Annotated in this window: 27 protein-coding genes and 1 other RNA gene; 12 read left to right on the top strand and 16 right to left on the bottom strand. The window is 68.6% G+C overall.

The window, feature by feature from the left end; genetic code table 11:
* Window positions 1-26: 26 nt before the first annotated feature.
* The gene (locus ACZ48Y_RS05710; RefSeq protein ID WP_464739532.1) at window positions 27-869 is read right to left on the bottom strand and encodes a CPBP family intramembrane glutamic endopeptidase; all 843 of its coding nucleotides are present in this window, start codon (window positions 867-869) and stop codon (window positions 27-29) included.
* A 53-nt stretch (window positions 870-922) separates the two neighbouring features.
* On the opposite strand from ACZ48Y_RS05710, the gene ACZ48Y_RS05705 reads away from it, so the two are divergent.
* Window positions 923-1,822, top strand: coding sequence for an Ig domain-containing protein (locus tag ACZ48Y_RS05705; protein WP_464739531.1), 900 nt, complete (start codon window positions 923-925; stop codon window positions 1,820-1,822).
* Here the strand turns inward: ACZ48Y_RS05705 and ACZ48Y_RS05700 are convergent.
* Window positions 1,776-2,717, bottom strand: coding sequence for a 4Fe-4S binding protein (locus ACZ48Y_RS05700; RefSeq protein ID WP_464739530.1), 942 nt, complete (start codon window positions 2,715-2,717; stop codon window positions 1,776-1,778). The two genes, ACZ48Y_RS05705 and ACZ48Y_RS05700, sit on opposite strands and share 47 nt — an antisense overlap.
* A gap of 84 nt (window positions 2,718-2,801) precedes the next feature.
* Between ACZ48Y_RS05700 and ACZ48Y_RS05695 the strand changes: the two genes are divergently transcribed.
* Window positions 2,802-3,140, top strand: coding sequence for an SPW repeat protein (locus ACZ48Y_RS05695; protein WP_464739529.1), 339 nt, complete (start codon window positions 2,802-2,804; stop codon window positions 3,138-3,140).
* Between the two features lie 64 nt (window positions 3,141-3,204).
* The gene (locus ACZ48Y_RS05690; protein WP_464739528.1) at window positions 3,205-3,804 is read left to right on the top strand and encodes a TetR/AcrR family transcriptional regulator; all 600 of its coding nucleotides are present in this window, start codon (window positions 3,205-3,207) and stop codon (window positions 3,802-3,804) included.
* Here the strand turns inward: ACZ48Y_RS05690 and ACZ48Y_RS05685 are convergent.
* The 6 genes from ACZ48Y_RS05685 to ffs form a co-directional block, all read right to left on the bottom strand.
* Window positions 3,786-4,847: a bifunctional 3-deoxy-7-phosphoheptulonate synthase/chorismate mutase gene (locus ACZ48Y_RS05685; RefSeq protein ID WP_464739527.1), complete on the bottom strand. Its 1,062-nt coding sequence runs from the start codon at window positions 4,845-4,847 to the stop codon at window positions 3,786-3,788. The two genes, ACZ48Y_RS05690 and ACZ48Y_RS05685, sit on opposite strands and share 19 nt — an antisense overlap.
* Complete coding sequence (tatC, locus tag ACZ48Y_RS05680; RefSeq protein ID WP_464742838.1) at window positions 4,837-5,589, bottom strand: twin-arginine translocase subunit TatC; 753 nt, start codon at window positions 5,587-5,589, stop codon at window positions 4,837-4,839. Before tatC ends, ACZ48Y_RS05685 begins: the two co-directional genes overlap by 11 nt.
* 32 nt (window positions 5,590-5,621) lie before the next feature.
* Window positions 5,622-5,837 carry a Sec-independent protein translocase subunit TatA/TatB gene (locus tag ACZ48Y_RS05675; protein ID WP_464739526.1) on the bottom strand — a complete coding sequence of 72 codons (216 nt, stop codon included), beginning with the start codon at window positions 5,835-5,837 and terminating at the stop codon, window positions 5,622-5,624.
* Window positions 5,834-7,240, bottom strand: a complete 1,407-nt coding sequence (gene glmU, locus ACZ48Y_RS05670) for a bifunctional UDP-N-acetylglucosamine diphosphorylase/glucosamine-1-phosphate N-acetyltransferase GlmU (RefSeq protein ID WP_464739525.1) — start codon at window positions 7,238-7,240, stop codon at window positions 5,834-5,836. The genes ACZ48Y_RS05675 and glmU overlap by 4 nt, the downstream gene beginning before the upstream one ends.
* Window positions 7,237-8,076, bottom strand: a complete 840-nt coding sequence (gene lgt, locus ACZ48Y_RS05665) for a prolipoprotein diacylglyceryl transferase (RefSeq protein ID WP_464739524.1) — start codon at window positions 8,074-8,076, stop codon at window positions 7,237-7,239. Before lgt ends, glmU begins: the two co-directional genes overlap by 4 nt.
* A 43-nt stretch (window positions 8,077-8,119) precedes the next feature.
* An RNA gene (ffs, locus tag ACZ48Y_RS05660) (signal recognition particle sRNA small type) lies at window positions 8,120-8,219 on the bottom strand.
* A 47-nt stretch (window positions 8,220-8,266) separates the two neighbouring features.
* On the opposite strand from ffs, the gene ACZ48Y_RS05655 reads away from it, so the two are divergent.
* The 3 genes from ACZ48Y_RS05655 to moaC are packed head-to-tail and all read left to right on the top strand — an operon-like array spanning window position 8,267 to window position 10,401.
* Entirely contained in the window at window positions 8,267-9,154 is an 888-nt protein-coding gene (locus tag ACZ48Y_RS05655; RefSeq protein WP_464739523.1) for an ABC transporter ATP-binding protein, read from the top strand.
* Window positions 9,147-9,917 (top strand): ABC transporter permease, encoded by a 771-nt coding sequence (locus ACZ48Y_RS05650; RefSeq protein WP_464739522.1) that lies wholly within the window; start codon window positions 9,147-9,149, stop codon window positions 9,915-9,917. The genes ACZ48Y_RS05655 and ACZ48Y_RS05650 overlap by 8 nt, the downstream gene beginning before the upstream one ends.
* Window position 9,918: 1 nt before the next feature.
* Window positions 9,919-10,401, top strand: coding sequence for a cyclic pyranopterin monophosphate synthase MoaC (gene moaC / locus ACZ48Y_RS05645; protein WP_464739521.1), 483 nt, complete (start codon window positions 9,919-9,921; stop codon window positions 10,399-10,401).
* On the opposite strand, the gene ACZ48Y_RS05640 is transcribed toward moaC, so the two are convergent.
* Window positions 10,398-10,598, bottom strand: coding sequence for an EamA family transporter (locus ACZ48Y_RS05640; protein ID WP_464742836.1), 201 nt, complete (start codon window positions 10,596-10,598; stop codon window positions 10,398-10,400). The genes moaC and ACZ48Y_RS05640 overlap by 4 nt on opposite strands.
* A gap of 222 nt (window positions 10,599-10,820) precedes the next feature.
* Here ACZ48Y_RS05640 and ACZ48Y_RS05635 point away from each other — a divergent pair, with 222 nt between their 5' ends.
* The 6 genes from ACZ48Y_RS05635 to ACZ48Y_RS05610 all read left to right on the top strand — a co-directional run bounded on the left by ACZ48Y_RS05635 (window position 10,821) and on the right by ACZ48Y_RS05610 (window position 15,282).
* Window positions 10,821-11,441 carry an HAD family hydrolase gene (locus ACZ48Y_RS05635; RefSeq protein ID WP_464739520.1) on the top strand — a complete coding sequence of 207 codons (621 nt, stop codon included), beginning with the start codon at window positions 10,821-10,823 and terminating at the stop codon, window positions 11,439-11,441.
* Window positions 11,438-11,764 carry a DUF3208 family protein gene (locus ACZ48Y_RS05630; RefSeq protein ID WP_464739519.1) on the top strand — a complete coding sequence of 109 codons (327 nt, stop codon included), beginning with the start codon at window positions 11,438-11,440 and terminating at the stop codon, window positions 11,762-11,764. The genes ACZ48Y_RS05635 and ACZ48Y_RS05630 overlap by 4 nt, the downstream gene beginning before the upstream one ends.
* A 62-nt stretch (window positions 11,765-11,826) precedes the next feature.
* On the top strand, window positions 11,827-12,987 hold the full coding sequence (locus ACZ48Y_RS05625) for an NAD(P)/FAD-dependent oxidoreductase (RefSeq protein WP_464739518.1): 1,161 nt from the start codon (window positions 11,827-11,829) through the stop codon (window positions 12,985-12,987).
* Window positions 12,988-12,997: 10 nt separating this feature from the next.
* On the top strand, window positions 12,998-13,426 hold the full coding sequence (locus tag ACZ48Y_RS05620; RefSeq protein ID WP_464739517.1) for a helical membrane plugin domain-containing protein: 429 nt from the start codon (window positions 12,998-13,000) through the stop codon (window positions 13,424-13,426).
* A gap of 110 nt (window positions 13,427-13,536) precedes the next feature.
* Window positions 13,537-14,673: an NAD(P)/FAD-dependent oxidoreductase gene (locus tag ACZ48Y_RS05615; RefSeq protein WP_464739516.1), complete on the top strand. Its 1,137-nt coding sequence runs from the start codon at window positions 13,537-13,539 to the stop codon at window positions 14,671-14,673.
* 9 nt (window positions 14,674-14,682) lie between these two features.
* Window positions 14,683-15,282 (top strand): helical membrane plugin domain-containing protein, encoded by a 600-nt coding sequence (locus tag ACZ48Y_RS05610; RefSeq protein ID WP_464739515.1) that lies wholly within the window; start codon window positions 14,683-14,685, stop codon window positions 15,280-15,282.
* Window positions 15,283-15,324: 42 nt separating this feature from the next.
* On the opposite strand, the gene ACZ48Y_RS05605 is transcribed toward ACZ48Y_RS05610, so the two are convergent.
* The 7 genes from ACZ48Y_RS05605 to ACZ48Y_RS05575 are packed head-to-tail and all read right to left on the bottom strand — an operon-like array spanning window position 15,325 to window position 21,444.
* Window positions 15,325-15,540: a hypothetical protein gene (locus ACZ48Y_RS05605; protein ID WP_464739514.1), complete on the bottom strand. Its 216-nt coding sequence runs from the start codon at window positions 15,538-15,540 to the stop codon at window positions 15,325-15,327.
* A gap of 25 nt (window positions 15,541-15,565) precedes the next feature.
* Window positions 15,566-16,165 carry a hypothetical protein gene (locus ACZ48Y_RS05600; protein ID WP_464739513.1) on the bottom strand — a complete coding sequence of 200 codons (600 nt, stop codon included), beginning with the start codon at window positions 16,163-16,165 and terminating at the stop codon, window positions 15,566-15,568.
* Between the two features lie 9 nt (window positions 16,166-16,174).
* Window positions 16,175-17,305 (bottom strand): PKD domain-containing protein, encoded by a 1,131-nt coding sequence (locus ACZ48Y_RS05595; protein ID WP_464739512.1) that lies wholly within the window; start codon window positions 17,303-17,305, stop codon window positions 16,175-16,177.
* Window positions 17,266-17,919: a thiamine diphosphokinase gene (locus ACZ48Y_RS05590; protein WP_464739511.1), complete on the bottom strand. Its 654-nt coding sequence runs from the start codon at window positions 17,917-17,919 to the stop codon at window positions 17,266-17,268. Before ACZ48Y_RS05590 ends, ACZ48Y_RS05595 begins: the two co-directional genes overlap by 40 nt.
* Window positions 17,916-18,875, bottom strand: a complete 960-nt coding sequence (locus ACZ48Y_RS05585) for an ABC transporter ATP-binding protein (protein WP_464739510.1) — start codon at window positions 18,873-18,875, stop codon at window positions 17,916-17,918. The genes ACZ48Y_RS05590 and ACZ48Y_RS05585 overlap by 4 nt, the downstream gene beginning before the upstream one ends.
* Window positions 18,876-20,417, bottom strand: coding sequence for an ABC transporter permease (locus ACZ48Y_RS05580; protein WP_464739509.1), 1,542 nt, complete (start codon window positions 20,415-20,417; stop codon window positions 18,876-18,878).
* Window position 20,418: 1 nt separating this feature from the next.
* A complete protein-coding gene (locus tag ACZ48Y_RS05575) occupies window positions 20,419-21,444 on the bottom strand; it encodes a thiamine ABC transporter substrate-binding protein (RefSeq protein WP_464739508.1) in 1,026 nt (341 codons plus the stop codon).
* Window positions 21,445-21,453 lie beyond the last annotated feature (9 nt).

Genomic DNA, 21,453 nt, shown 5'->3' with positions numbered 1-21,453 from the left:
GTCGGAGACAGAGGCCGGGCCCGAGTTCAATCCGCGCTGGTGGTCTCAAGGGGGATCACCCGTCTGAGCCAGAGGTTGACCGCGGCGAACGCCGCGAGCCCCCCGAGGCCGGTCAAGCCGACGAGAAGGGGGTTGGCGTCGTGAAAGACGACCAGGGTCAGTCCGCCGACCGCGTTCAGGCCGCCGTGAAAGAGGCTCGGGGGGATGAGGCTTTGGCCCCTCAGCCGTAGCCAGAGCAGGGTGGGGGTGGCGAGCACGGTGAAGGCCACCATCATCGGCACGCCGAGGTAGGGGGCGTTGGGGTAGTTGTGCCCCATGAGGATCAGGGGCGCGTGCCAGACCCCCCAGACCAGGCCGATGTAGAGCGAGGCCGGCCAGAAGCCCCATGCTTCGACCAGCGAGAACAAATACCCCCGCCAAAAGAGCTCCTCGCCCAGGGCAAAGACCAGGTTGATCGTGGCCGCGGCGAAGAGGACCTGGGTGGCCAGGAGCAGGACCAGGGTCGCCGCGGGGAGCTCCCTGGCCTCCGGGGGCAGCGCCGCGCGCAGGGCGCGGAGGCCCACGTAGTCCCCAAGGGGCAGGGAGAAGACCACCGCGAGGGCGGCGATGCCCAGGGGCAGCACCCAGCCGTAGAGCCAGTAGGCGTTGGGCCGGCCGAAGACGGCAAGGGATCGGCCCTCCCTGCGGGCTAGGTAGAGGGCGACGAGGCCCGGGGTCCACATGTAGGCCAGGCTGAAGAAGAGGAAGTCCCGCACCGTCTTTGGGGTGGGTGAGACGTTGGGGTGGCGGCCCCCCGAGAGGACGTAGGCCAGGGCCAGCGCCCAGGAGAGCACGATCACCAAGAGCACCGCCCGGTCTTCCCGCGTCATGCCCCACTTTAACTCGCCGTTTTTTCATCTGGCCGCGACTTATCCTGGAGGGGATGCGAAGGGCCTGGCTCCTCCTGGTGTTCCTGCTCGCCGCCTGCGGCAGCGACCAGGGCCTCCCCGGCGAGCCCTTGCGGCTGGCCACCGACGCGCTGCCCCGGGCCTATCTCGGCGAGCCCTACCGCTATGCGCTTCCGGTCGCGGGGGGGCTTCGCCCCTACGAGGTGACGCTCACCTCTGGCGCCCTTCCCAAGGGTCTGCGCTTCGTCGCCGGCCGCATCGAGGGGCGGCCGGAGGTCAAGGGGCGCTATCAGCTCACCGTGAGCGTCAAGGATGCCGGGCTTTCCGCGGTGAGCCGCACCCTGACCCTCGAGGTCACCGATCCCCCGCCGCCGCGGCTGACCCTGGTGCGGCCGAAAAGCCGGGTCGAGGCCCCCTTCATCCTCGTCGGGCGCGTCGAGCGGCGCCCGGTGCTGGGCTTCGCCGCGCGTCTTCGCCTCAAGAAGCTGAAACCGGATCTGGCCACCCTGAAGCTCCCCAAGGGGGCGCGCTACGTGGTCCGCTTCCTCGAGGACGAAGGGGCGCTGGACCTCGACGTGGTCTTCAAGGCGCCCCTGAAGGATCGGGAGGCGTTTCGCCTCTACCTGACGCCGGAGGCCCCGCTGACCCCGTCGATCGCCGTTCGGGCTTACTTCGTCGATCCCAAGGGCCAGCCCTACCCCGGCCAGCAGGCCTTGAAGCGGGCGGGGAAGGGGCGCTACACCTTTAAGGACCTCCTCGCCCTGGCCCGGGCCTGGGGGCAAAAGAAGGCCAAGGACGCGCCCCTAGCCTGGGACCTCGACGGCGACGGGGTGGTGGGGGAGGGCGACCTCGCGCGTTTGCGCGCGGCCTACGGCTGGCGGCTCGGGTTCAAAACGCCGGCTCCCCCCGGTAAAGGGTCAACACCCCCTCGCTGAGCGCGTCCTTGCCGTAGGCCTCGGCCTCGATCACCTGGGGCGGGCAGCTCTCCAGGCAGGCGTTGCAGCCGGTGCAGCGCTCGAGCTCGAGCTTGAGCAGCACCTCTTCCGCGTCGTGCTCCCGACGGATCGCCGAGGTGGGGCAGACGTTCTCGCAGACCGGGCAAAGGGTGCAGCCCTCGTTGACCTGAATCCCCGGCCAGCGCACCTCGGGGGCGCGCATCGCGGCGAGCTTGCGCAGCTTGAGCTCGGCCGGGAGGTCGTCCTCTTCCTCGGGCAACAGTTCCTGGGGCGGCTCGGGGAGTGCCTCGGCGGCGACGCGCTTGGCCGCGCTGAGCCAGGCGCTGAAGATCTCCCGGCGGGCAAGGGGCGTGCCGGGCAGCGCTTCCTGGGTGAGCCGGACCTCGATCGCGGGGTAGTAGCGCCGCGCGGTCTCGACCATCCGCTCGACCTCCGCGGGGACCGTGGGCCCGCCGATCGGGCAGGTCGCGCACGCCCCGTGGGCCAGGGTCAGCGGTCCCAGGCGGCTCGCCGCCTCCGCCAGCAGGCCGGGGGTGAGCTGGCCGAGGCAGCGCACTTCCTCGCCGTGGCCCTCGGCGCGGCTGCATTTCAGCTGGCCACGGCCCTTGGTCAGGGCCTCCTGGATCGGACCCAAGGGGTGCTCCAGGGCGGTCCCCGGACAGACCGCGACGCAGAGCCCGCACCCGGTGCAGTCCGCGGGCTCGATCGTCACCGTGTAGTCGTCCAGGGTGATCGCGTCGTGGGGACAGACGTCGGCGCAGGCCGAGCAGCCGCCGACGGTGTAGCGCTCGAGCAGGCAGCGTTCGGCGCTGAAGCTCGGGGTGGGATCGCTGAGCTTGAGGAAGACCTCGAGGAAGTTGTCAAGAAGCCCCATGCGCCCTCTAGCTTAGCGCAGTCCCCCGTCGCGTTGACAAAAGTAAGTGCTTACTTATATAATGGGGTTGAAAGGAGGTGGGCCATGAAGCGGACGCTGGAATGGATCAACGCGATCCTCGGGGCTTGGCTCTTCATCTCCCCGTGGGTGCTGGGGTTTACCGCCCACAGCGCGGCCGCTTGGAGCGCCTGGATCATCGGTGGCCTGGTCCTGATCCTGGCCCTTTGGGACCTCTCCGATCAGGCCATGTGGGAGGACTGGGTCAACCTGGCGCTTGCGGTCGTCGGGTTCTTTGCCCCCTGGCTCTTTGGCTTCGCTGGGGTAAGCGCCGCGGCCTGGAACTTCTGGATCGTCTCCTTGTTCATCGCCATCGTCGCGCTCTGGGCGGCCTACACGCCGAGCGAAGCCAAGCCCTCGGCGTGATCGGGTTCGCTTGTGGCGCGGGGGGCGATGGCTCCCCGCGCCAACGTTTTGAGGAGGTGTGAGGGTGGCACGCCAGCGCGGGGAGGTGCGCCGGAAGCAGATCCTCGAGGCCACGCTCGAGATCCTCGAAGCCGACGGCTTTTCTGGCCTGCGAACGGAGAAGATCGCCCGCAAGGTGGGCCTTTCCCCGGGCGGGATCTTTCGCCATTACCCCAGCAAAGAAGCGATCCTGAACGCGCTGGTGGAGGAGCTTGCCGGCCGCCTCCAGGCGGCGATGCCCGAACCCGGGGTCGAGGCGGCGCCGCTGGAATGGATCCGGGCTTTCGTCGAGGCGCGGGTGGCGCTCTTGCGGCGGGACCCGGGGGTGAGGCTGCTCTTTTTTCCGGAGTTTCGAAAGGCCCTCCCCGATGCCGCGAAACAAACGTTGCGCGCAGCGTTCTCCGGCACCTGGGTGGCGCTGGTCGAGGCCGTGCGCGCCGGTCAGGCTCGGGGCGAGGTGCGTGGCGACCTGGATCCGGGCGAGATTGCCGCGGCGATCGCCGCCCTGGTCCAGGCCGGGGGCAACGCCCTCCTCGATGCGGTGGCCCCGGTCGGCAACGGGGAATGGGTCTGGCGCACGATTCGCGACCTGATCGAGGTCCGGGATCAGCCGAGGAGGTCTTGAATCGCGGCGTAGAAGCGCTCGAACCCGGCAAAATCCAGCTGCTGCCGGTTGTCGGAAAGCGCCACCAGGGGGTTGGGGTGGACCTCGACGTGGACCCCGTCGACACCCGCGGCGAGGGCCGCCCGGGCCAACGGGCTCAGGAGGTCGGTGCGGCCGGCGGCATGGGTGACGTCGACGATCACCGGGAGGTGGGTCTCCTGCTTGGCCAGCACCGCTCCCGAGAGGTCCAGGGTGTTGCGGGTCCACTTCTCGAAGGTGCGAATGCCCCGCTCGGCGAGGATCACCTGGTCGTTGCCCTGAGCCAGGATGTACTCGGCGGCGTAGAACCATTCCTCGATCGTGGCGCTCATTCCCCGCTTCAAGAGGACCGGCTTCTTGGCCCGCCCGACCTCCTTGAGGAGGGCGAAGTTTTGCATGTTGCGGGCGCCGATCTGCAGGATGTCGGCGTATTCGGCCACGAGCTCGACGTCGCGGGTGTCCATGACCTCGGTGATGAAGGCCATCCCGTGGCGGTGCGCGGCCTTATGGCCGATCTCCAGCCCGGCCCGCCCCAAGCCCTGGAAGGCGTAGGGGCTGGTGCGCGGTTTGAAGGCCCCGCCGCGCAGGACCTTGACCCCCCTTTTCGCCAAGAAGGCCGCGGTTGCCTCCATCTGGGCCTCGGACTCGATCGAGCAGGGGCCGGCGATGAGAAGGGGCTTTTCCCCGAACCGCGCCGGTCCGGCAACGACCACCGTGGGCTCGGGGTGCGTCTTCTTCGAGTAGAGGAAGGTCTTTTGGTCCTCGGCCTCCTCGAGGGTCAGGCTGGCCTTGAAGATCTCCTTGAAGAGGTGCTTGATGGTCTCGGCGGGGAAGGGGCCGGGGTTGGCGCGGGTGAGGGCGTCGAGCATCTCCGCCTCGCGCACCGGGTCGTAGTGGGCAAGGCCGAGCTCGGTCTGCAGGCGACCGATCTCCCGGGCGATGCGGCCGCGTTCGGAGAGGAGCTCGAGGAGCTCGCGGTTGATCCGGTCGATCTCGGCCCTGAGTTCCTTGATCCTAGCCCTCATGGCGGGCCTCCGAAGCCTGGTGCGCGCGCTCGCCGACGCGGGCGACGATCACCGCGATCCAGTAGAGCAAGAGCAGGGGCACGCTGACCAGGGTGAGGTTGATGACGTCCACCGTCGGGGTGATGAGCGCCGCCAGCGCGACCACCGCGACCACCGCGATGCGCCAGTTCTGGGCCAAAAAGCGCGAGGACAAGAGCCCCAGCCGGGCCAGGAAGTAGGCCAGCACCGGCATCTCGAAGAGCAGCCCCATCACCGTCATGTAGGTGAGGATCTGGCCGATGTAGCGGCCGATCGAGATCTGGGGGGTGACGACCGTGCCCAAGAAACCGAGCAAGAAGGGCACCGCGAAGGGCAAAAGGACGTAGTAGGCGAAGGCCACGCCGACGGCGAAGGAGAACCCGGCGATGAGGATGAAGGGGCCGGCCAGCCGGCGCTCGTGCGGGTAGAGGCCGGGCGCGATGAAGGCCCAGAGCTGGTAGACGATGAAGGGCAGGGCGATGACCAGGCCCCCGAAGGCGGCCACGCGCAGCGCGGTGATGAAGGGCTCGGTGATGTCCAGAACGATCAGGTTGACCTGGATGCCGTTCTGCTCCGAGGCCCGATCCAGCGGCACCTTGAGCCAGGCCAATAGGGGCACGCGGTAGGTGTAGGCCACCATCGCCCCCAACAGCCAAAAGCCCAGGGCCTTGAGGATCCGCCCCCGGAGCTCTTCCAGGTGCTCGACGAGGGGGGCCTCTTTCAGGCCCCCCGGGCGTGAGGGTTCGGCCACTTAGGTCAGCCCTCCTGGGGCTTCTTCTCGTCGGGCTTGGCCGGTTCGGCGGGGGTGTCCGCCATCGCCGACTCCAGCTCCTCCTTGATCTCCGAAGCGCCCTTTTTGAACTCGCGGATCGACTGGCCTAGGCTGCGCCCCAGTTCGGGGAGCTTTTTCGGCCCAAAGAGCAAGAGGGCGATCACCAGGATCACCAGGATTTCCGGCATACCTAAGCTCATTCCTCTACCTCCTGTCCCTTAGCATAGCGCGCTTTCTTTCGAGATTTCCGCTGTGCCCAGCCCTCGAGGTTCTTCTGCCGGGCGCGGGCAATGCCCAGCGCTCCCTCGGGCACGTCGCGGTGGATCGCGCTGCCGCCGGCGACGAAGGCCTGACGGCCGATCCGCACCGGGGCGATGAGGACCGAGTTGGAGCCGATGAAGGCGCCCTCGTCGATCGTCGTGCGGTGCTTTTTCTCCCCGTCGTAGTTGGCGGTGATGACCCCGGCGCCGACGTTGGTGTTGGCCCCGACCTCGGCGTCCCCCAGGTAGGCCAGGTGGCCGGCCTTGACCCCCGGCCCGAGGCGGCTGTTCTTGACCTCGACGAAGTTGCCGACGAAGGCTCCCTGCCCGAGCTCGGCCCCCGGGCGCAGCCGGGCGAAGGGGCCGGCGACGGCCCCGGGCGCGAGCCGCGCACCCTCGAGGACCGAGTGGGGCCGGACCTCGGCGCCCGCCTCCACCTCGCTGTCGGCCACCACGCTGTAGGCGCCGATGCGCGCGCCCTGACCCACCCGGGTGCGGCCCTTGAGCATCACCCCGGGCTCGAGCACCACGTCCGGCGCCAGCTCGACCGTGGGCTCGAGGTAGATCGTCTCCGGGAGGTGCATGCGCACCCCGTCCTCCATCCAGCGCCGGCGCAGCCGCCGGAGCAGCACCTCCTCGACCTCGGCGAGCTGGGCCCGGGTGTTGACCCCAAGGAGCGCGGACGGGTCCGCGGCGACGAGGGTGCGCACCGGGAGCCCGGCTTCGAGGTAGCGCGCGACGAGGTCCGGGAGGTAGTACTCCCCAGCCCGGTTTTGGTTGTCGATGCCCTCGAGCAGCGCCCAGACGTGCCGGTCGAAGGCGTAGACGCCGCTGTTGACCTCGGTGATCGCCCGCTCCTCGGGGGTCGCGTCCTTCTCCTCGACGATGCGCGCCACCCCTCCGGCGGCGTCCCGCACCACGCGGCCGTAGCCGTGGGGGGCATCCAGGCGCAGGGTGAGGAGGACCATTCCCTGGCCCTGGTCGGCGAGGGCCCCGGCGAGGTCCCGGAGCGTGGCGGCGTCGAGGAGGGGGGTGTCGCCGCTGGTGACCACCACTGCTCCGGGGAAGGCCTCGAGGGCCGGCCGCGCCGCCCGCAGCGCGTCGGCGGTACCGAGGGGTTGGACCTGGTGGGCGAAGCGCACCGGGTAGCCCGCGAGGGCCGCCTTGACCGCCTCTGCCTGGTGCCCGACGACCACCACGACGTGCTCCGCTCCGCTCTCGAGGGCGGCTTCCACCGCGTAGGCCAGCATCGGCTTGCCGAGCAGGGGATGCAGGACCTTGGGCAGGGACGACTTCATGCGCGTGCCCTTGCCCGCCGCGAGGATCACCACCGCGTGCTTCATGGCCGCGCCTCCAGCTTACGCCGCATGACCCAGGCGATCAGCATCAGGGGGATCGAGACCAGCTGGGTGGCGGTGAAGAGGCCGATGCCCAGCTCGTCGTTGACGTAGACCCGCCACCAAAGGGGGTTGAGGCGAAAGGGCTCCTCGATGAGCGAGCGCAGCAGGCTGTACCAGAAGACGAAGCTCCAAAACACCCAGCCCGGCGGTTTTTTCAGCTTCAACCAGCGCCAGACCAGGACGAGGAGCACGGCGCCGATCAACGCGCCGTAGATCTGGGTGAGGTGGACCGGGCCCCGGACCACCTCCCCGGCGCAGTAGCCGTAGGCGAGCTCGCCGGTGGTGGTGCAGATGCCGGGGAAGGCCTTGGCCCAGTCCGGCCAGGTGAAGCCGATGGGCAGCTGGGTCAGGCGGCCCACGGTGTCCGTGCCGTTCATCAGGTTGCCGATGCGGCCGGCGATGATCCCCAGCGCCACCCCGGGCGTCGCCGCGTCCAGGTAGTCGTAGAGGGGGGCGCCGTAGCGCCGGGCGAAGTAGTAGAACGCCGCGACCCCGCCGAGCAAGGCCCCGTGGAAGGAGAGCCCCCCTTCCCAGATCTTGACGGCGCGCAGCGGGTCCGGGGCGAACTCGCCCCAGCTGGTGAGGACGTAGACCAGCCGCGCCCCCACGACCCCAAAGACGACCGCCCAGAAGGCGGCTTGGGAGAAGCGCTCGGGGTCGTGCCCCCGCTTGGTGATGAGGCGCTCGGCGATCGCGTACCCGGCGAAGATGGCGAGCGTCAGGAGCAGGCCGTACCAGCGGATGGTCAGGGGGCCGATCTGGATGAAGATGGGGTCCATGGCGCTTCCTACGGTAACCGGTCTTCGTGAGAAGGCAGCAAAAAGGCCCCCGGCTTCCCGACGGCGCCCGACCCTGACCGCTTAGGGCTGCTCCCTTCCGGGCCTGACCCGGTTCACGGCGGGTCGCCGCGTCGGACCGGAGGCAACCTCCAGTCTAGCAAACCCGGACACGTTTGCCTAGACTTCGGGTGTGCCGGTCTTGGAGGCCCGTGGTTTAGGCAAACGCTACGGTCGTCGCTGGGTGCTCGAACAGGTGGGGTTTTCCCTTAAGGCCGGGGAGGTCTACGCGCTGGCCGGACCCAACGGCTCGGGGAAGACCACCCTGATTCGCTTGGTGACCGGCCTCGCCTTTCCCAGCGCGGGGGAGGTCACGCTGCTCGGGGCCAACGTGCACGAGGCGGGCTGGCGGGCGCGGGCCCATCTGGGCGCGGTGGTCGAGGCCCCGGCGGCCTTCTACCCGCACATGACGGGACGGCAGAACCTCGAGCGCCTGGCCTGGATGAGCGGGATGAAGCGCGCCGCGGCGCGCATCCGCGAGGTGTTGATGCGGTTGGAGGTGATGGCCGTCGCCGATCAAAAGGTCGCCGCCTACTCGCTCGGTCAGCGCCAGCGGTTGGGGCTGGCCGCGGCGATCCTGGCCCGCCCCAAGCTCCTGGTCCTCGACGAGCCGACGAGCGGGTTGGACCCCGACGGCATTCAGAAGGTGCACGCCCTCCTCGCCGAGGAGGCCGAGCGGGGCACGGCGGTCTTGCTCTCCACCCACCACCTGAGGGAGGCGAGCCGCCTCGTCGACCGGGTGGGGATCCTCTCCGGCGGCCGGCTGGTCGACGAGGTCGCGCTGGCCCAAGCCCGCAACCGCCACCGCCTCAGGGTCTCCGAACCCGAGCGCGCGGCGGCCTTGCTCAAGACCCTCGAAGGGGTCAAGGCGGCCTTCCTGCGCGGTGAGTGGGTGGTCCTCGAGGGGCCGGTCGAGGCGGCGATCGCGGCCCTGGTGCGGGAGGGGTTTTCGGTCTTTGAGGCGGTCGAAGATCGTTTCGACCTCGACGAGTACTACCGGGAGCGGGTGCACGGTGCTTAGGTTTTACCTTTGGGAGTTGCAAAAGCTCTTCTACCTGAGGCCGGTGCAGATCGGCCTGCTCACGGCGTTCTTGCTGCCCATCCTCTGGTCGCTGGCCCCGGGGCTCAAGCAGGTCTACAACCTGGTCCTGGTCTCCGGCTGGCAGGTCCCGGCGCTGGCCCTGCTCGCCGGGATGGAGTTCCTCTTCCCCTTCCTGGTGGCGATGGCCGCGGCCGAGGTCCTCGGCAGCGAGGTCGCGATGGGGACCCTCAAGCCCCTGCTCCTGCGGCCGATCTCGCGCACCCGATTGATCCTGGTCAAGCTCGCGGCGGCCCTCACCTTCCCCTTCTTGCTGCTGGCCACGAGCCTGGTGGCCGGGCTGCTGGCCGGGCTGCCCCACGGGTTCTCCGGCTTTTTCGGGGGCACCGGTCTTACCGAGAGCGGCTTCGCGGGCACCGGTTTCCTCGCCGCCGGGGCGGCGTTGTACGAGGTCGTCCGGGCCTACGCGCTGGCCGCCTTCACCCTGCTCCCCATCGCCGCGCTCGCGGTCTTCTTCGCGGTGGTCTTCCTCTCCACCACCGCGAGCGCCCTGGCCACCTTGGCCAGCGTCCTCTTGATGCGCATGCTGGTGGTCTTTCCCGCGGTGGTGCCGCTCTTGCTGACCACCTACCTCTCCCTCTACCGCCAGCCGGAGCGGGCGGGGATGGGCCTCGTGTTGCTCCTGATCTATACCTTCGGATTCGGCCTTTTGGCGGTGCTCTTGTTCGAAAGGAAGGACGTCTAGGATGGGAAAGCTGACCCACTTCGAAAACGGGCGTCCCCGGATGGTGGACGTCTCGGAGAAGGACAAGACCGTGCGCGTGGCCCGTGCCGAGGCCTTCGTGCACCTGCCCGAGGAGGCCGCGAACGCGCTCGCCGAGGGCGGGGTGGGGAAAGGGGATCCCCTCGTCGTCGCCCAGATCGCCGGCATCATGGCCGCTAAGCGTACCAGCGACCTGATCCCGCTCTGCCATCCCCTGCCCATCAGCAAGGTGCAGGTCGAGCTGACCTTCGACCGCGAGGCGCGCCAGGTCAGGATCGAGGCCGAGGTCAAGACCAAGGCCGAGACCGGGGTGGAGATGGAAGCCCTGACCGCCGCGAGCGTCGCCGCGTTGACCGTCTACGACATGCTTAAGGCCGCGGCCAAGGGGATCGAGATCGGCCCGGTGCGGCTTCGTTACAAGTCCGGGGGCAAGTCCGGAACCTGGGTGCGCGAGGACGACGCCTAGCGGCGTCCGAGGGCGACCCCGGCGAGGATCAGCCCGCCGCCGAGCGGCGCCCGCGCGGAAAGCGGCCCCCCGAACAGGAAAACGGCGAAGGGCGCCTCCGCGATGGGCTCGCGCATCGCTGCCGGGGTGGCCACCCGGGGCGGGACCTGGCGCACTCCGTGCAGGAAGCGGCCGAAGGGCAGGGCGGTGCCGAACATCACAAAAACAGCACCCCTCCCAGTCCGCCGAACCGAGCGCCGCCACCTCGCCCTGGCGAAGGTGGAGCAGCGGCAGGGTGAGGAGCGTCCTCAAGAAGGCCAACGAGCGCAGGGGGATCAGCACCCGGGCGGGATCTCGGCCATGAACCGGCCCGCCAGCGCGCCACCCAGGCCCCCATCCAGGGGCTTCACTTTCACAGCGACCGCCCTAGAATGGGGCGCATGGAGCTTCGCGGGATCCTCTTCGACTGGGGCGGCGTCTTTACCCGGGGGACGTTCGACGGCCGGGTGGTCAAAAACCTCGCCCGCCGCTTCCAGCTGCCCGAGGAAGCGGTCGCCAGGGCCTATTTCGACGAGGTCGAGCAGCTCGAGCTCGGGCGCTGGCCCCTCAGCCGGTTTTGGGATTACCTGCAGGCGGCCTTGGGCATCGCGGCTCCCTACTCCGCGTTCGAGCAGCTCTTCTTGGGCAGCGTCGCCCCCTATCCGGAGATGTACGAGCTCCTCTCCGCGCTGCCCCAGGAGCTGGTGGTCGGGCTCCTTTCCAACAATTACCCGGTGATCTCCCGCTACCTTCGCGCGGGGGAGGGGTTCGACCGCTTCGACGCCCTGGTCTTTTCCAACGAGGAGGGGGTCAAGAAGCCTTCCCCCGAGGCGTATGTGCTGGCGCTCGAGCGCATGAACCTGGCCCCGAGCGAGGTCCTCTTCGTCGACGACAACCCCGCCAACATCGAGGCCGCCGCGCGGCTGGGCCTGAGGACGCACCGGTTTTCCGATCACGAGGGGTTGCGGGCGGACCTGAGGGCCCAGGGCGTGCCGCTCGCCTCCGGGGCGCGGCGCCCTTGAGGCTGGTCCGCCTCCTCCAGGGGTACCTCTGGGCCCCCCGCGAGCTCGGTTTCGACCCCCAGGTCCTGCCGCCCACCCTCGGGGACCGCGCGGACGTCTTCCTGGCCCTGGACCGCATCGACCCTCCCTTCGCCTTCTTCGACGACGGCACCCCGAGCGCGACCCAGGACGTCTACCAGCTCACGGTGCTGGTCAAGACCGACGCCGAACCCGCCAGCCTGCACGGGCTCGCGCGCTGGGCGCAGGGGGTCTTGGAACCCCTCCTTTCGGCCCTCCCTGAAGGGGTGGGCTGGTTGATCTTCGAGGACCTCCGCGAAGTCTAGGGCATTTAGCCCATGGTGGTATGCCGTAACCTTAGGTCGTAGGTGCGTTTTGGGAGGTCGTTATGGCGAAGAAAGTGGTGGTGGTAGGTGGCGGCACCGGTGGCCTGGTGGCCGCGCGGATGCTCAAGACGGAGGCCTCGCGGATGGGCCAGTCCCTCGACGTTACCCTGGTCACCGCCAGCGAGCGGCACTACATGCCCCCGCTCTGGTCCGAGGTGGCGCTGGGGACGGCGTCCATCGACGAGACCTGGGCGCCGATCAAGAACGCCGAGCGCGTCTATGGCTTTGAGGTGCTCGTCGACCCGGTCAAGCGGCTGGACCTCAAGGGAAAAACGGTCGAGACCGAGGGCGGGAAGACCCTTGCCTACGACTTCTTGGTAATCGCGCTGGGTACCGCCTACGGCTGGTCCGACTACCCGGGCCTCGACACCTACGGGGTGCACAACTACAGCCCTGAGGGCGCTTTGGAGATGCGGCAGGCGCTTTACGCCTTCAAGGGCAAGCGGATCCTCTTCCTGGTGCCCGAGCTGCCCTTCCGCTGCGGCATCTACCCGCTGGAGATGGCGCTCAACCTGCGGGCCTACTACGAAGTGCGCGGTCAGCACCCGGAGATCACCATCCTCTATCCCCAGAACGCGGTGAAGATGGCGCTGGGGGAGGGGCTCGAGGGCTTCTTCCTGCGGCGGTTCAAGCGCCACAACGTGCGCTTTGAGGCGGGCTTCGAGAAGCTGATTGAGGTCACCGAGGACAAGGTGATCACCAAGAACGGCGAGTACCCCTACGACCTCTTGATCAAAGCGCCTCCCTCGCGGCTCCCCAAGGTGCTCGCGGAGAGCGGCTTGGCCCACCCCGCCGACCCGCGTTTCTCGGTGGTCACCGGCCCAAGGTTCCAGCACCCCGAGCACCCCGAGGTCTATCTGATCGGCGAGCACGCGATGCCCCCGGTCGGGCTGCTCACCGCCGGCGTGCCGGTGCACAACGCCGCCGTGGTGGCCGCGGGGAGCATTTTGCACGACGCCTTTGGCGGCTACATGATCCCCTCCTACGCCCCGACGCTTTGTTTTGGCCACAGCTTCGAGTCAGGCTTCATGGGGAACTGCGAGTACTGGTGGATGCCCGAGGAGGGCAAGTGGGGCCATGCCTGCTACACCGTCGCCACCGGTCCCATGGTGCGCATGATGAAGGACTCGTTCTACCGCGGCTGGCTGGACGCGCTCAGGTAAGGAGGCGAGGATGTCGGAACTGAACATCACCGAAGAGGACGTGCGGGTGATCGAAGAGCTCTTGAAGCTGGCCCGCAACTTAAAGGCCGGGGGCTACCTCACCCTGATCAACGAGCTGACCACCAACGGCGACATGCTCTTGGAGCACATCGCCTCGGAGCGGGCGATCATCCGCAGCCTGGGGCTCGCCGAGGCGGTCACCGATCCCATCAAGAACATGCCGCCGCAGCAGATCCCGCCCATCCGCAAGCACCTGACCTACCTGATGGGCGCGGTCTTCGAGGCCCTGGCCAAGACCGATCCCAAGGCCGCGCCCCAAGTGGGGATGTTCGGGATGCTGCGCGCCCTCAACGACCCCGACGTGCAAAAGGGCCTGGGCTTCTTGCTGACCCTGGCCAAGAACCTCGGCCAGGCGATGAAGGAATACGAGCCGAGGTAGGCGCGCTCGCCACCGATCAAGGGGGGCCGCGGCCCCCCTTTCGTTTGGGACATCCCTCCCCCTACCCTTGATGTATACCTACGCATAGGTAAGCAGAGGGGAGGATAACGATGGCGGTTAAGGTTTTGATCCTGGGCGGTGGCTCTGGCGGTTTGGTGGCGGCGAACAAGGTGAAAAAGCTCCTGGGCCGGGAGGTCGAGGTCACCCTGGTCGACCGCTCCGAGTACCACTACTTCCTGCCCGCGCTGCCCTGGGTGGCGCTGGGGATGCGGGAGCTCGAGGAGATTCGCCGGCCGCTCAATCGCTTGGAAAAAAAGGGCGTGCGCTACCTTCAGGCCGAGGTTCAGGGCATCGATCCCGACGCCAAGGAGGTCACCACCAGCCAGGGAGTGTTGGACTACGACTACCTGATCGTCTCCCTGGGGGCGGAGCCGATGCCGAGCGCGGCCCCGGACGCGGTGGCCCCCTGGTCCCCGGAGGGGGCCTTGGCCCTGCGCGAGCGGATGAAGGCCTTTGAGGGCGGCAGGGTGGTCGTTGGGGTAAGCTCCCCGTACTACCCCTGCCCGCCGGCGCCCTACGAGGTGGCCGGCATGGTCGAGTTCGCCCTCAAGGTCAAGGGACTCCGGGAGCAATCGACGATCGAGGTCTTCCACCCCAATCCGGCGCCGCTGGCCCCGATGGGTCCGGTGATCTCCGGCACGGTGCTGAGGATCTTCGAGGAGAAGGGGGTCCGCTTCCACGGGGAGTTCGAGCTCGCCGAGGCGGGCAACGGCAAGGTCAAGGCCAAGGACGGCCGCGAGCTGGCCTATGACCTGCTCATCCTGGTGCCACCCTTTGCGCCCAACAAGGTGGTGCGCGCGTCCAAGCTGGCCGGCCCGCAGGGCTTTCCCACCGTCGACCGGCAGACCTTCCGCCACACCGCCTACCCCGAGGTCTTCGTCATCGGCGACGTGGTGACCCCCGCCTTGATGCTGCCCCCGGCCGGGGTCGTGGCCCACTTCCAGGCCGAGTACGTGGCCGGGGTGATCGTCTCCGACCTCAAGGGGGCCTACATCGGCCAGCCCTTCGACCCGGTGGCGATGTGCATCATGGACTTTGGGGACAACGCGCTCTTGCCCCAGTGCAGCTTCGAGGCGGTGCTCGCGGGTACCGGCATGCCGTCCTGCGGGGTGATGGCCACCGGACGCTGGGTGCGGATCACCAAGATGCTCTTCGAGAGCTACTGGTTCGCGACCCTGCTGGGATGAGGAGGGACCATGGCCACGGTTGAAGAACGCCTGGAACGGATTGAAAAGGTCCTCGAGGGCTCGGGGCTGGCCCTGCTCGGGGAGATGGAGGTCGGCCCCACGCTCTCCGAGAACCTGGGGCTCTTGATGGAGCCCAAGAACCTGCGCCTGCTCTCGGTGCTCTCTCGCTTCATCGAGGAAGCGGATGCGCTGGAAAAGCTTGCTGAATCCTTGAAGAAGCTCGACGAGAGCGGGGCGTTGGAGCTCGTGGGCTCGGCCTCGGAGGCCCTCGCCGAGAACCTCGGCATGCTCGCCGATCCCAAGCTGTTGCGCCTGCTCTCGCACGGGGCCAACGTCCTCGACCTGCTGTCTCGGATCGAGCCCAACGCCGTGGGGATGATGGCTGAGCTGATGACCGAGTCCTTCAGCGAGGTCTTCCCCAAGGAAAAGCTCCACAACCCGCCGAGGGTGGGGCTGGCCGGCCTCTTGCGGGCGCTCTCCGATCCGGAGATTCAAAAGGGGCTGGGGATCGTCCTCGAGCTGCTTCGGGTCGTGGCCCGGACCTTCGATAAGGCCAAGGCCAAGGAAGACGAGCTGATGGCGATGATGCAAAAGATGATGAAAAAGTGAGGGCCCCTTGACGAAGGGGGCGGGCCAGAACCCGCCCCCTTTTTAGGAGGGCATGAGGATGTAGGTCTTGCCGAGCAGGTACATCGCGCTGATGGACAGGGTGACGATCACGATCAGCGCGATCAAGAACCCGACGATGGTGAAGTCGATGTTTTCGCCTTCGGCGGTGAGGACGCGGGGGCTATAGACGAAGTAAAAGAGCAGTGCGCCGATCACGACGCCCAGGGTGAAGAGGCTGAGTAGCAAAATCCAGTTCATCGCTCCCTCCTAAAAGCCAGCATACCTAATCGGGAAAGCGCTCGCGCAAGGCCCGGAGGACCTCATCCAGCCGTACCAGGTCGCTCTTGTAAGGCAGGCTGCCGGCCTCCAGCGCTGCGCTTCCCAGCGCGGGCCCCTGGGCCTCGCTGGCTTCAAAGAGCGGTGGGCTCTTCCAGGGCGCGTATTCCCGGACCTCCTCGTAGGCCAGGCCGGTCGGGGCCGTTCTCCGGACCCGGATCGCGGGCCGGGGGTCGGAGAGGGGCACCATCACGGCCCCTTCTTCGGTCTCCACCCACTTGGCGCCTGGAGAGGCCTGGGCCAGTCCCGGGGTCGCGTCGACGAGCACCGTGGCCCGGGGGGCAAAGCGGCGAACCAGCTCGCGCAAGGGGGTGGCGTCGCCCCCCGACGCGTCCAGGCCGAGGATCACCCGGCCGGGAAAGGGCTGGCTGAGGATGGCGCGTAGCGCCCCGGCCCCGAGCGTCCAGGGAGCCCAGACCATGAGGGTGGGGCCGCCGGGGCCGCCCTCGACGATGCTGTAAAGCGTCCCGTAGGGGTCGATGCCGCTGGGAAAGTGGCGGGAGAGGACCTCGAGCTCTTCTTCCAGGGCCCAGAGCGGCGGCGTCATGTCCTTAGCTTAGGGCAGCCGCGGGCGGATGAGGATCTCCCTAAGCTCGAACCCGCCCCCCTGGCCCTGCAGCTGGGATGCGGTGGGCAGCTGATAAGGGTCCGCCGCGGCCGGGTCAACCTGGTAGCCGAGGTCCGCGAGGCTTTTGACCGTTACTATGCTCAACGGCATGGGGCCGTTTTCGGCGATGCCGGTCATCAGCTCGCTGTCGAAGACGGCCTCCTTCCAATGCCCACAGTCGGTGCCGCCTCCGCTGGCGGAGGTGTTGTAGCTGTCCTCTACGGGTACCGCGCCCGATCCACCGAGGGCCTGCCAGGCGGCGACGCCTTCGGCGCCAACGTAGGTGACCGGGCTCGCGTCCAGGCAGTCTTTGGTCGTGTCGTAGTTCAAGAGGTGAAAAAAGCTCGTGTCCCAGAGGGTCCCGATTCCCAGGACGTGCCCCATCTCGTGGAGGATGACGTCCTTTAGGGTGCCGTTTTGCTTCATCCTGTCGAGGTCCCCGGCGTCAAACTGCATGAGCCCCAAATAAGGCAGGAAGGCGTCCGTGCGCAGGTAGCAGGGCCCGGCCATCCCCAGCACCCCGCCCGCGCCGTCGATGTCCGCCACGCTTACGAAGATCGCCAGATCGTCGATCTCCAGGGTGCGGTCCTGGTCGTTGCCGCAGACGCCAGCACGTACCGTGGCCTGGACGTTCGGGAGATCGCCGATGATGACTTCCTGCCAGCGAGCGGCCGCGGCTTCGAAGGCCTGCTTCACGTCCGCGTCGCTGGGGGCATCGATGTAGATCAACTGGATTTTGAATGACGCAGATGGTGCGGGGTCCACCCTGACCGTGGCGCGCCTGCTCACTGCGTGCCCCTGCCCATCGTCGACGGTGAAGGTCGCGGTGAAGGTCCCGGCGCTTCGGTAGGTATGCTTCACCGTACCGTTGCACTGGCTTGAGGGGGCGGAGCCGTCCCCAAACTCCAGGGCGCAGCGGAGGGGATCCCCGTCGGGGTCGCTGGCGTCGACGCGGAAGGACACGGTGAGGGGGGCGGGGCCGGTCGCCGGAGCGGCGTTGAGGGTGGCGTTAGGCGGCCGGTTGATGAGGGTGCAGCCGGTCAGGACGAAAAGGAGGGCGACCAGGGCGGCGCGGGCCATGCCACCACCATAGCCTCCCCGCGCTCAAGGCGGATGAAGACCCGGGACCTGGCCACGTTGCGCAGGGTCCGGGTCGTTCCTCTGGGGATGCAGGCATGCTCCAGTCTCCACGCGGTGCCGGAGAGGCTCACGCCCTCAAGGTCGGAAAGCGGCACCAGGCTGATGCGGCTCTTCGGGGTGAGGTCCAGGGCGAGGCCCGGGGGGCGCAGGGGCCAGGCCCAGGCCCGGCCGTCGGTGAGCACGACGCGGACCCCGTGCTTTGCGAGCTCGAGGGCCATCAGCTGATGGGCGAGGGCGTGATCCGCCTCGCCGCCGAGCGCCCCCGCGAGCAGGAGCGTGGTCGCGCCCGCCTTACGCGCGGCCTCGACGGCGAGGGCGCCGTCGGTGGCGTCCTTGGCCTTGGGGTGGGCCTCCTTGGAAACGCCCTTAAGCGCGCGCTGCAGCCACGGTGGCGAGGAGTCGAAGTCGCCGATCCAGAGGTCCGGCAACCGGCCCAGCGCCAAGGCGTGCAGCGCCCCGCCATCGGCGGCGACGCAGAGCTCCGCTGCCTTTGCCCAGCGTCTGAGCGCCTCGTTGGGCCAAAGGGGGCCGCCGAGGAGAACCACCGCCTTCATGGCCGAAGCTCCCAGGCCTTTTTCAGGTCCAGTGAAAGCCGGACGGCCGCTCCGGGCGCGGGCGGGGGGTCGAGGGGGCCTTCCCAGTAGAGGCGGACCCCGCGGTAGCGCAGCCAGAGCGCGGTGCGGGGGCCGAGGAAGAGCGCCTCCTCCACCTTCGCGGCCTCCCCCTTCCCTAGGCTGAGGGCGGCGGGGGGGAGGAGCCAGTGCCCCGGCGGGAGGCCGAGGCGGGCTGCCGCTTCGGGGTCGAGGAGGTTTTTGTGCCCCAGAAAGCGGGCCGTCCAGGCGTCGTGGGGGTGGCGGTAGAGCTCGATCGGGGGTGCCTGTTGCACGATTCGCCCTAGGCGCATTACCGCGACCCGCTCGGCCAGGGCGAAGGCCTCGGTCTGGTCGTGGGTGACGTAGAGGGCGGTGGGGCGTTCCTCCTTGAGGATCGCCTTGAGCCGCCAGAGCAGCTGTTCGCGAAGCCTCAGGTCCAACGCCCCGAGGGGCTCGTCGAGCAAGAGGACCCTGGGCCTCGGCGCCAGGGCCCGGGCCAGCGCGACCCGCTGCTGCTCGCCCCCGGAGAGTTCGCTGGGGCGCTTCTTGGCGTGGGGGGCGAGCTCGGTGAGCTCGAGCAAGGCCGCGACCCGCTCGCGGATCGCCGCCTTGGGCCAGCGGGCCTCGACCAGGCCGAAGGCGATGTTCTCGTAGACGCTGAGGTGGGGGAAGAGCGCGTAATCCTGAAAGAGCATCCCCACCCCGCGGCGCTCGGGGGGGAGGCGGGTGACGTCCTGGCCGTTGATCAAAATGCGCCCGCCTTCGACGGGTAAAAGCCCGGCGATGGCCTTGAGCACGCTGGTCTTACCCGAGCCCGAGGGGCCGATCAGGGCCAGGGTCTGGCCAGTCTCGACCGCGAGGCTCGCCCTGAGGGTGAAGCCCGGGTAGCTCAGGCGAAGGTCCTCGACGACGAGCACCTAGGCCACCTCCGCCCGCGAGCCAAAGAGGAAAAAGAGGGTCCCGGAGACCCCCATCAGCAGCACCGAGAGCGCCAGGGCCTCGCCGTAGTTGTAGAGCCCGGGCTTGCCCAGTCGCTCGTAGATGGCGATCGTCAGGGTGGCCCATTCCGGGCGGACCAGCAAGAGCGTCGCGCCAAACTCCCCGATCGCGCTGGCCAGGGCCAGGGCCGCGCCGGCGAGGAGGGCCGGGCGCACCAGCGGCAGCTCGACGCGCACCAGCCGCCGCCAGGGGCCGGCGCCGAGGGTGGCCGCGGCCTCCAGCCAGCTGGGCCGCAGCGCCCTTAGGGCGGGGATCACCGCGCGGGCGAAGAGGGGAAACCCCATCGTGGCGTAGGCCAGCACCAGCAAAAAGGCCTCCGCGCGCCAGAACGGATAGGCGAGGAGGTAGCCCACCCCCAGGCTGACCGGGCTGATGAACAGCGGCACCATCCCCGCGAGGTCCAGTCCCCGAACCCCGCGGTGGACGCCGAGCGCGTAGACGAGGCCCACCGGGGCCGCCAGGGCCAGCGCCGAAAAGGCGAAGCGCAGCGTGTTACGGATCGCTAAAAAGGCGTCGGGGACGAAGTAGCTCGGCTCCCCGGCGAAGACCCGTTGATAAAAGGTAAGGCCGACCCCGTCGGGGGTCTTCAGACTGGCCAGGACGAGCGCAAGGAGCGGCGAGAGGAACAGCAACAACGTGCCCCAGGCGACCAGGCTCAGGAAAAACCGGGCCCGCGCCGGCCCCGCCGGGCGGGGGCGGCGGTCCATTGGGGTGCGCCGGGCCGCGGCGCGCAGGTAGAAAACGGTCACCGCCGCAAGGACCAGGGCCTGCCAGAGCACCAGGGCGCTGGCTGCGGGGAAGTCGAGCTGGTAGGCCAAAAGCCGGTAGATCTCCACCTCTAAAGTGGCGTAGCGCTGCCCCCCTAAGATCAGCGGCAGGCCCAGGCTGGAGAAGGTGTAGATGAAGGTGAGGCCGGCCGCGGTCCAGAGGCCGGGGGCGAGCACGGGCAGCGTGACCCTGAAGAAGGCCCGTATCGGCGAGGCGCCGAGGGTTCGGGCGGCGGCCTCCAGGGTCTCCCCGCCGGCGAGCAGGCCCTCGAGCACCCGCGCGGCGAGCCCGAGGTTGTAAAAGACCACGGCCCAAAAGAGGAGCAGCGCCTGCCCCATGAGGTTGACCCCCAAAAGCCCCCGGGGGCCGACCAGGGCCAAAAAGCCCACCGCCACGACCAGGGTGGGCATCACGAAGGGCACGGTCAGAAGCGCCAAGAAGAGGCGCCGCCCGAAGAAGTCCCGGCGCAGCAGGTAGGCGAGCGGCAACCCCAGCAACAGGACCAGCGCGCTCGAGCCCAGCGCCCAGCCGAGGCTCCAGAGAAAGCGCCCCCAGAGGTAGCCGTCGGCGAAGACCGCGAGACCCTCGGGGGAGAGCCCCCGGGCGAGGACCCGAAGCAGGGGATAGAGCGCCCCGAGGGCCAGAAAGACGAGCAGGGCGAGGAGGTAGAAGGGGCCCTCGAGGCGCCGCAACCTAGCGCACGTCCTTCCCCTTGATCACCACGTCGGTCCAGGTGCGGATCCAGCGCTCGCGGTTTTGGGCGATCCGTTCGGGATCGAGCTTCGCCGGATTCAAGGGGATCTCGGCGAACTTGAAGACCTCGGGCAGGGCGGCGTCGCGGCGGGCGGGGAAGACCCACATGTTGAGCGGAATGTCCTCCTGCACCGGCTTGGAGAGCAGCCAGTCGATGAACCGCTCGGCCGCCTTGCGGTGCTTGGTGCCCTTCAGGATCCCCACGAACTCCACCTGGAAGAAGGCGCTCTTGGGAAAGAGCAGGTTGCCGGTGGGCGGGGCGCTGAGCTTGCCCTCGGAGAAGTAGACCTCGGCTGCGGGGCTGGTGGTGTAGCTGACCACGATCGGCCGGTCGCCGCCGTAGCGGGTGAAGTCGGCGAAGTAGGCCTCGCTCCAGCCCTTGGCCACCTTGACCCCCCCGTCCCTGAGCCGGGCCCAGAAGTCCCAGGCCCCGTCCTCGCCGAAGGCGGCGATCGTGCTCAAGAGGAACGCGAGCCCGGGGGAGCTGGTCGCCGGGTGTTCGACCACCAAGCGCCGGGCGAACTCGGGCTTGGCGAGCTCGGCGAAGCGTTGGGGCAGGGGGTGGGTCTTGAAGTAGGCCTTGTCGTAGTTCAGGGCGACGTAGCCGTAGTCCACCGGGATCGCGTGGAAGGTGGGATCGAGCAGGGTCTCGCTCTTGAGGTTGCGAATCTCCCGGGAGACGTAGGGTTCGAAGATCCCCGCTTCGAGCGCCTTCGAGAGGAAGGTGTTGTCCACCCCGAAGAGGACGTCGGCGATCGGAGCGTCCTTGGTGAGGATCGCCTTGTTCAGCGTCTCCCCGGCGTCGCCCCCTTCAATGAAGCGGAGCGTGATCCCGGTCTCCTTTTCGAAGGCCTGGATCAGCGGCTTGGAGAGCGCGAAGCTCGAGTGCGTCAGCACCCGCAGCTCTTCCGCCTGTGCCAGGGAGAACGAGAGCGCCAAGAGGCCGATGAGGATGTTTTTCCACATAAAAACCCC

This window comes from Rhabdothermus arcticus, from assembly GCF_055382915.1.
Note: the sequence above shows the minus strand (reverse complement) of the source record. Positions and strands in the feature narration are given on the sequence as shown.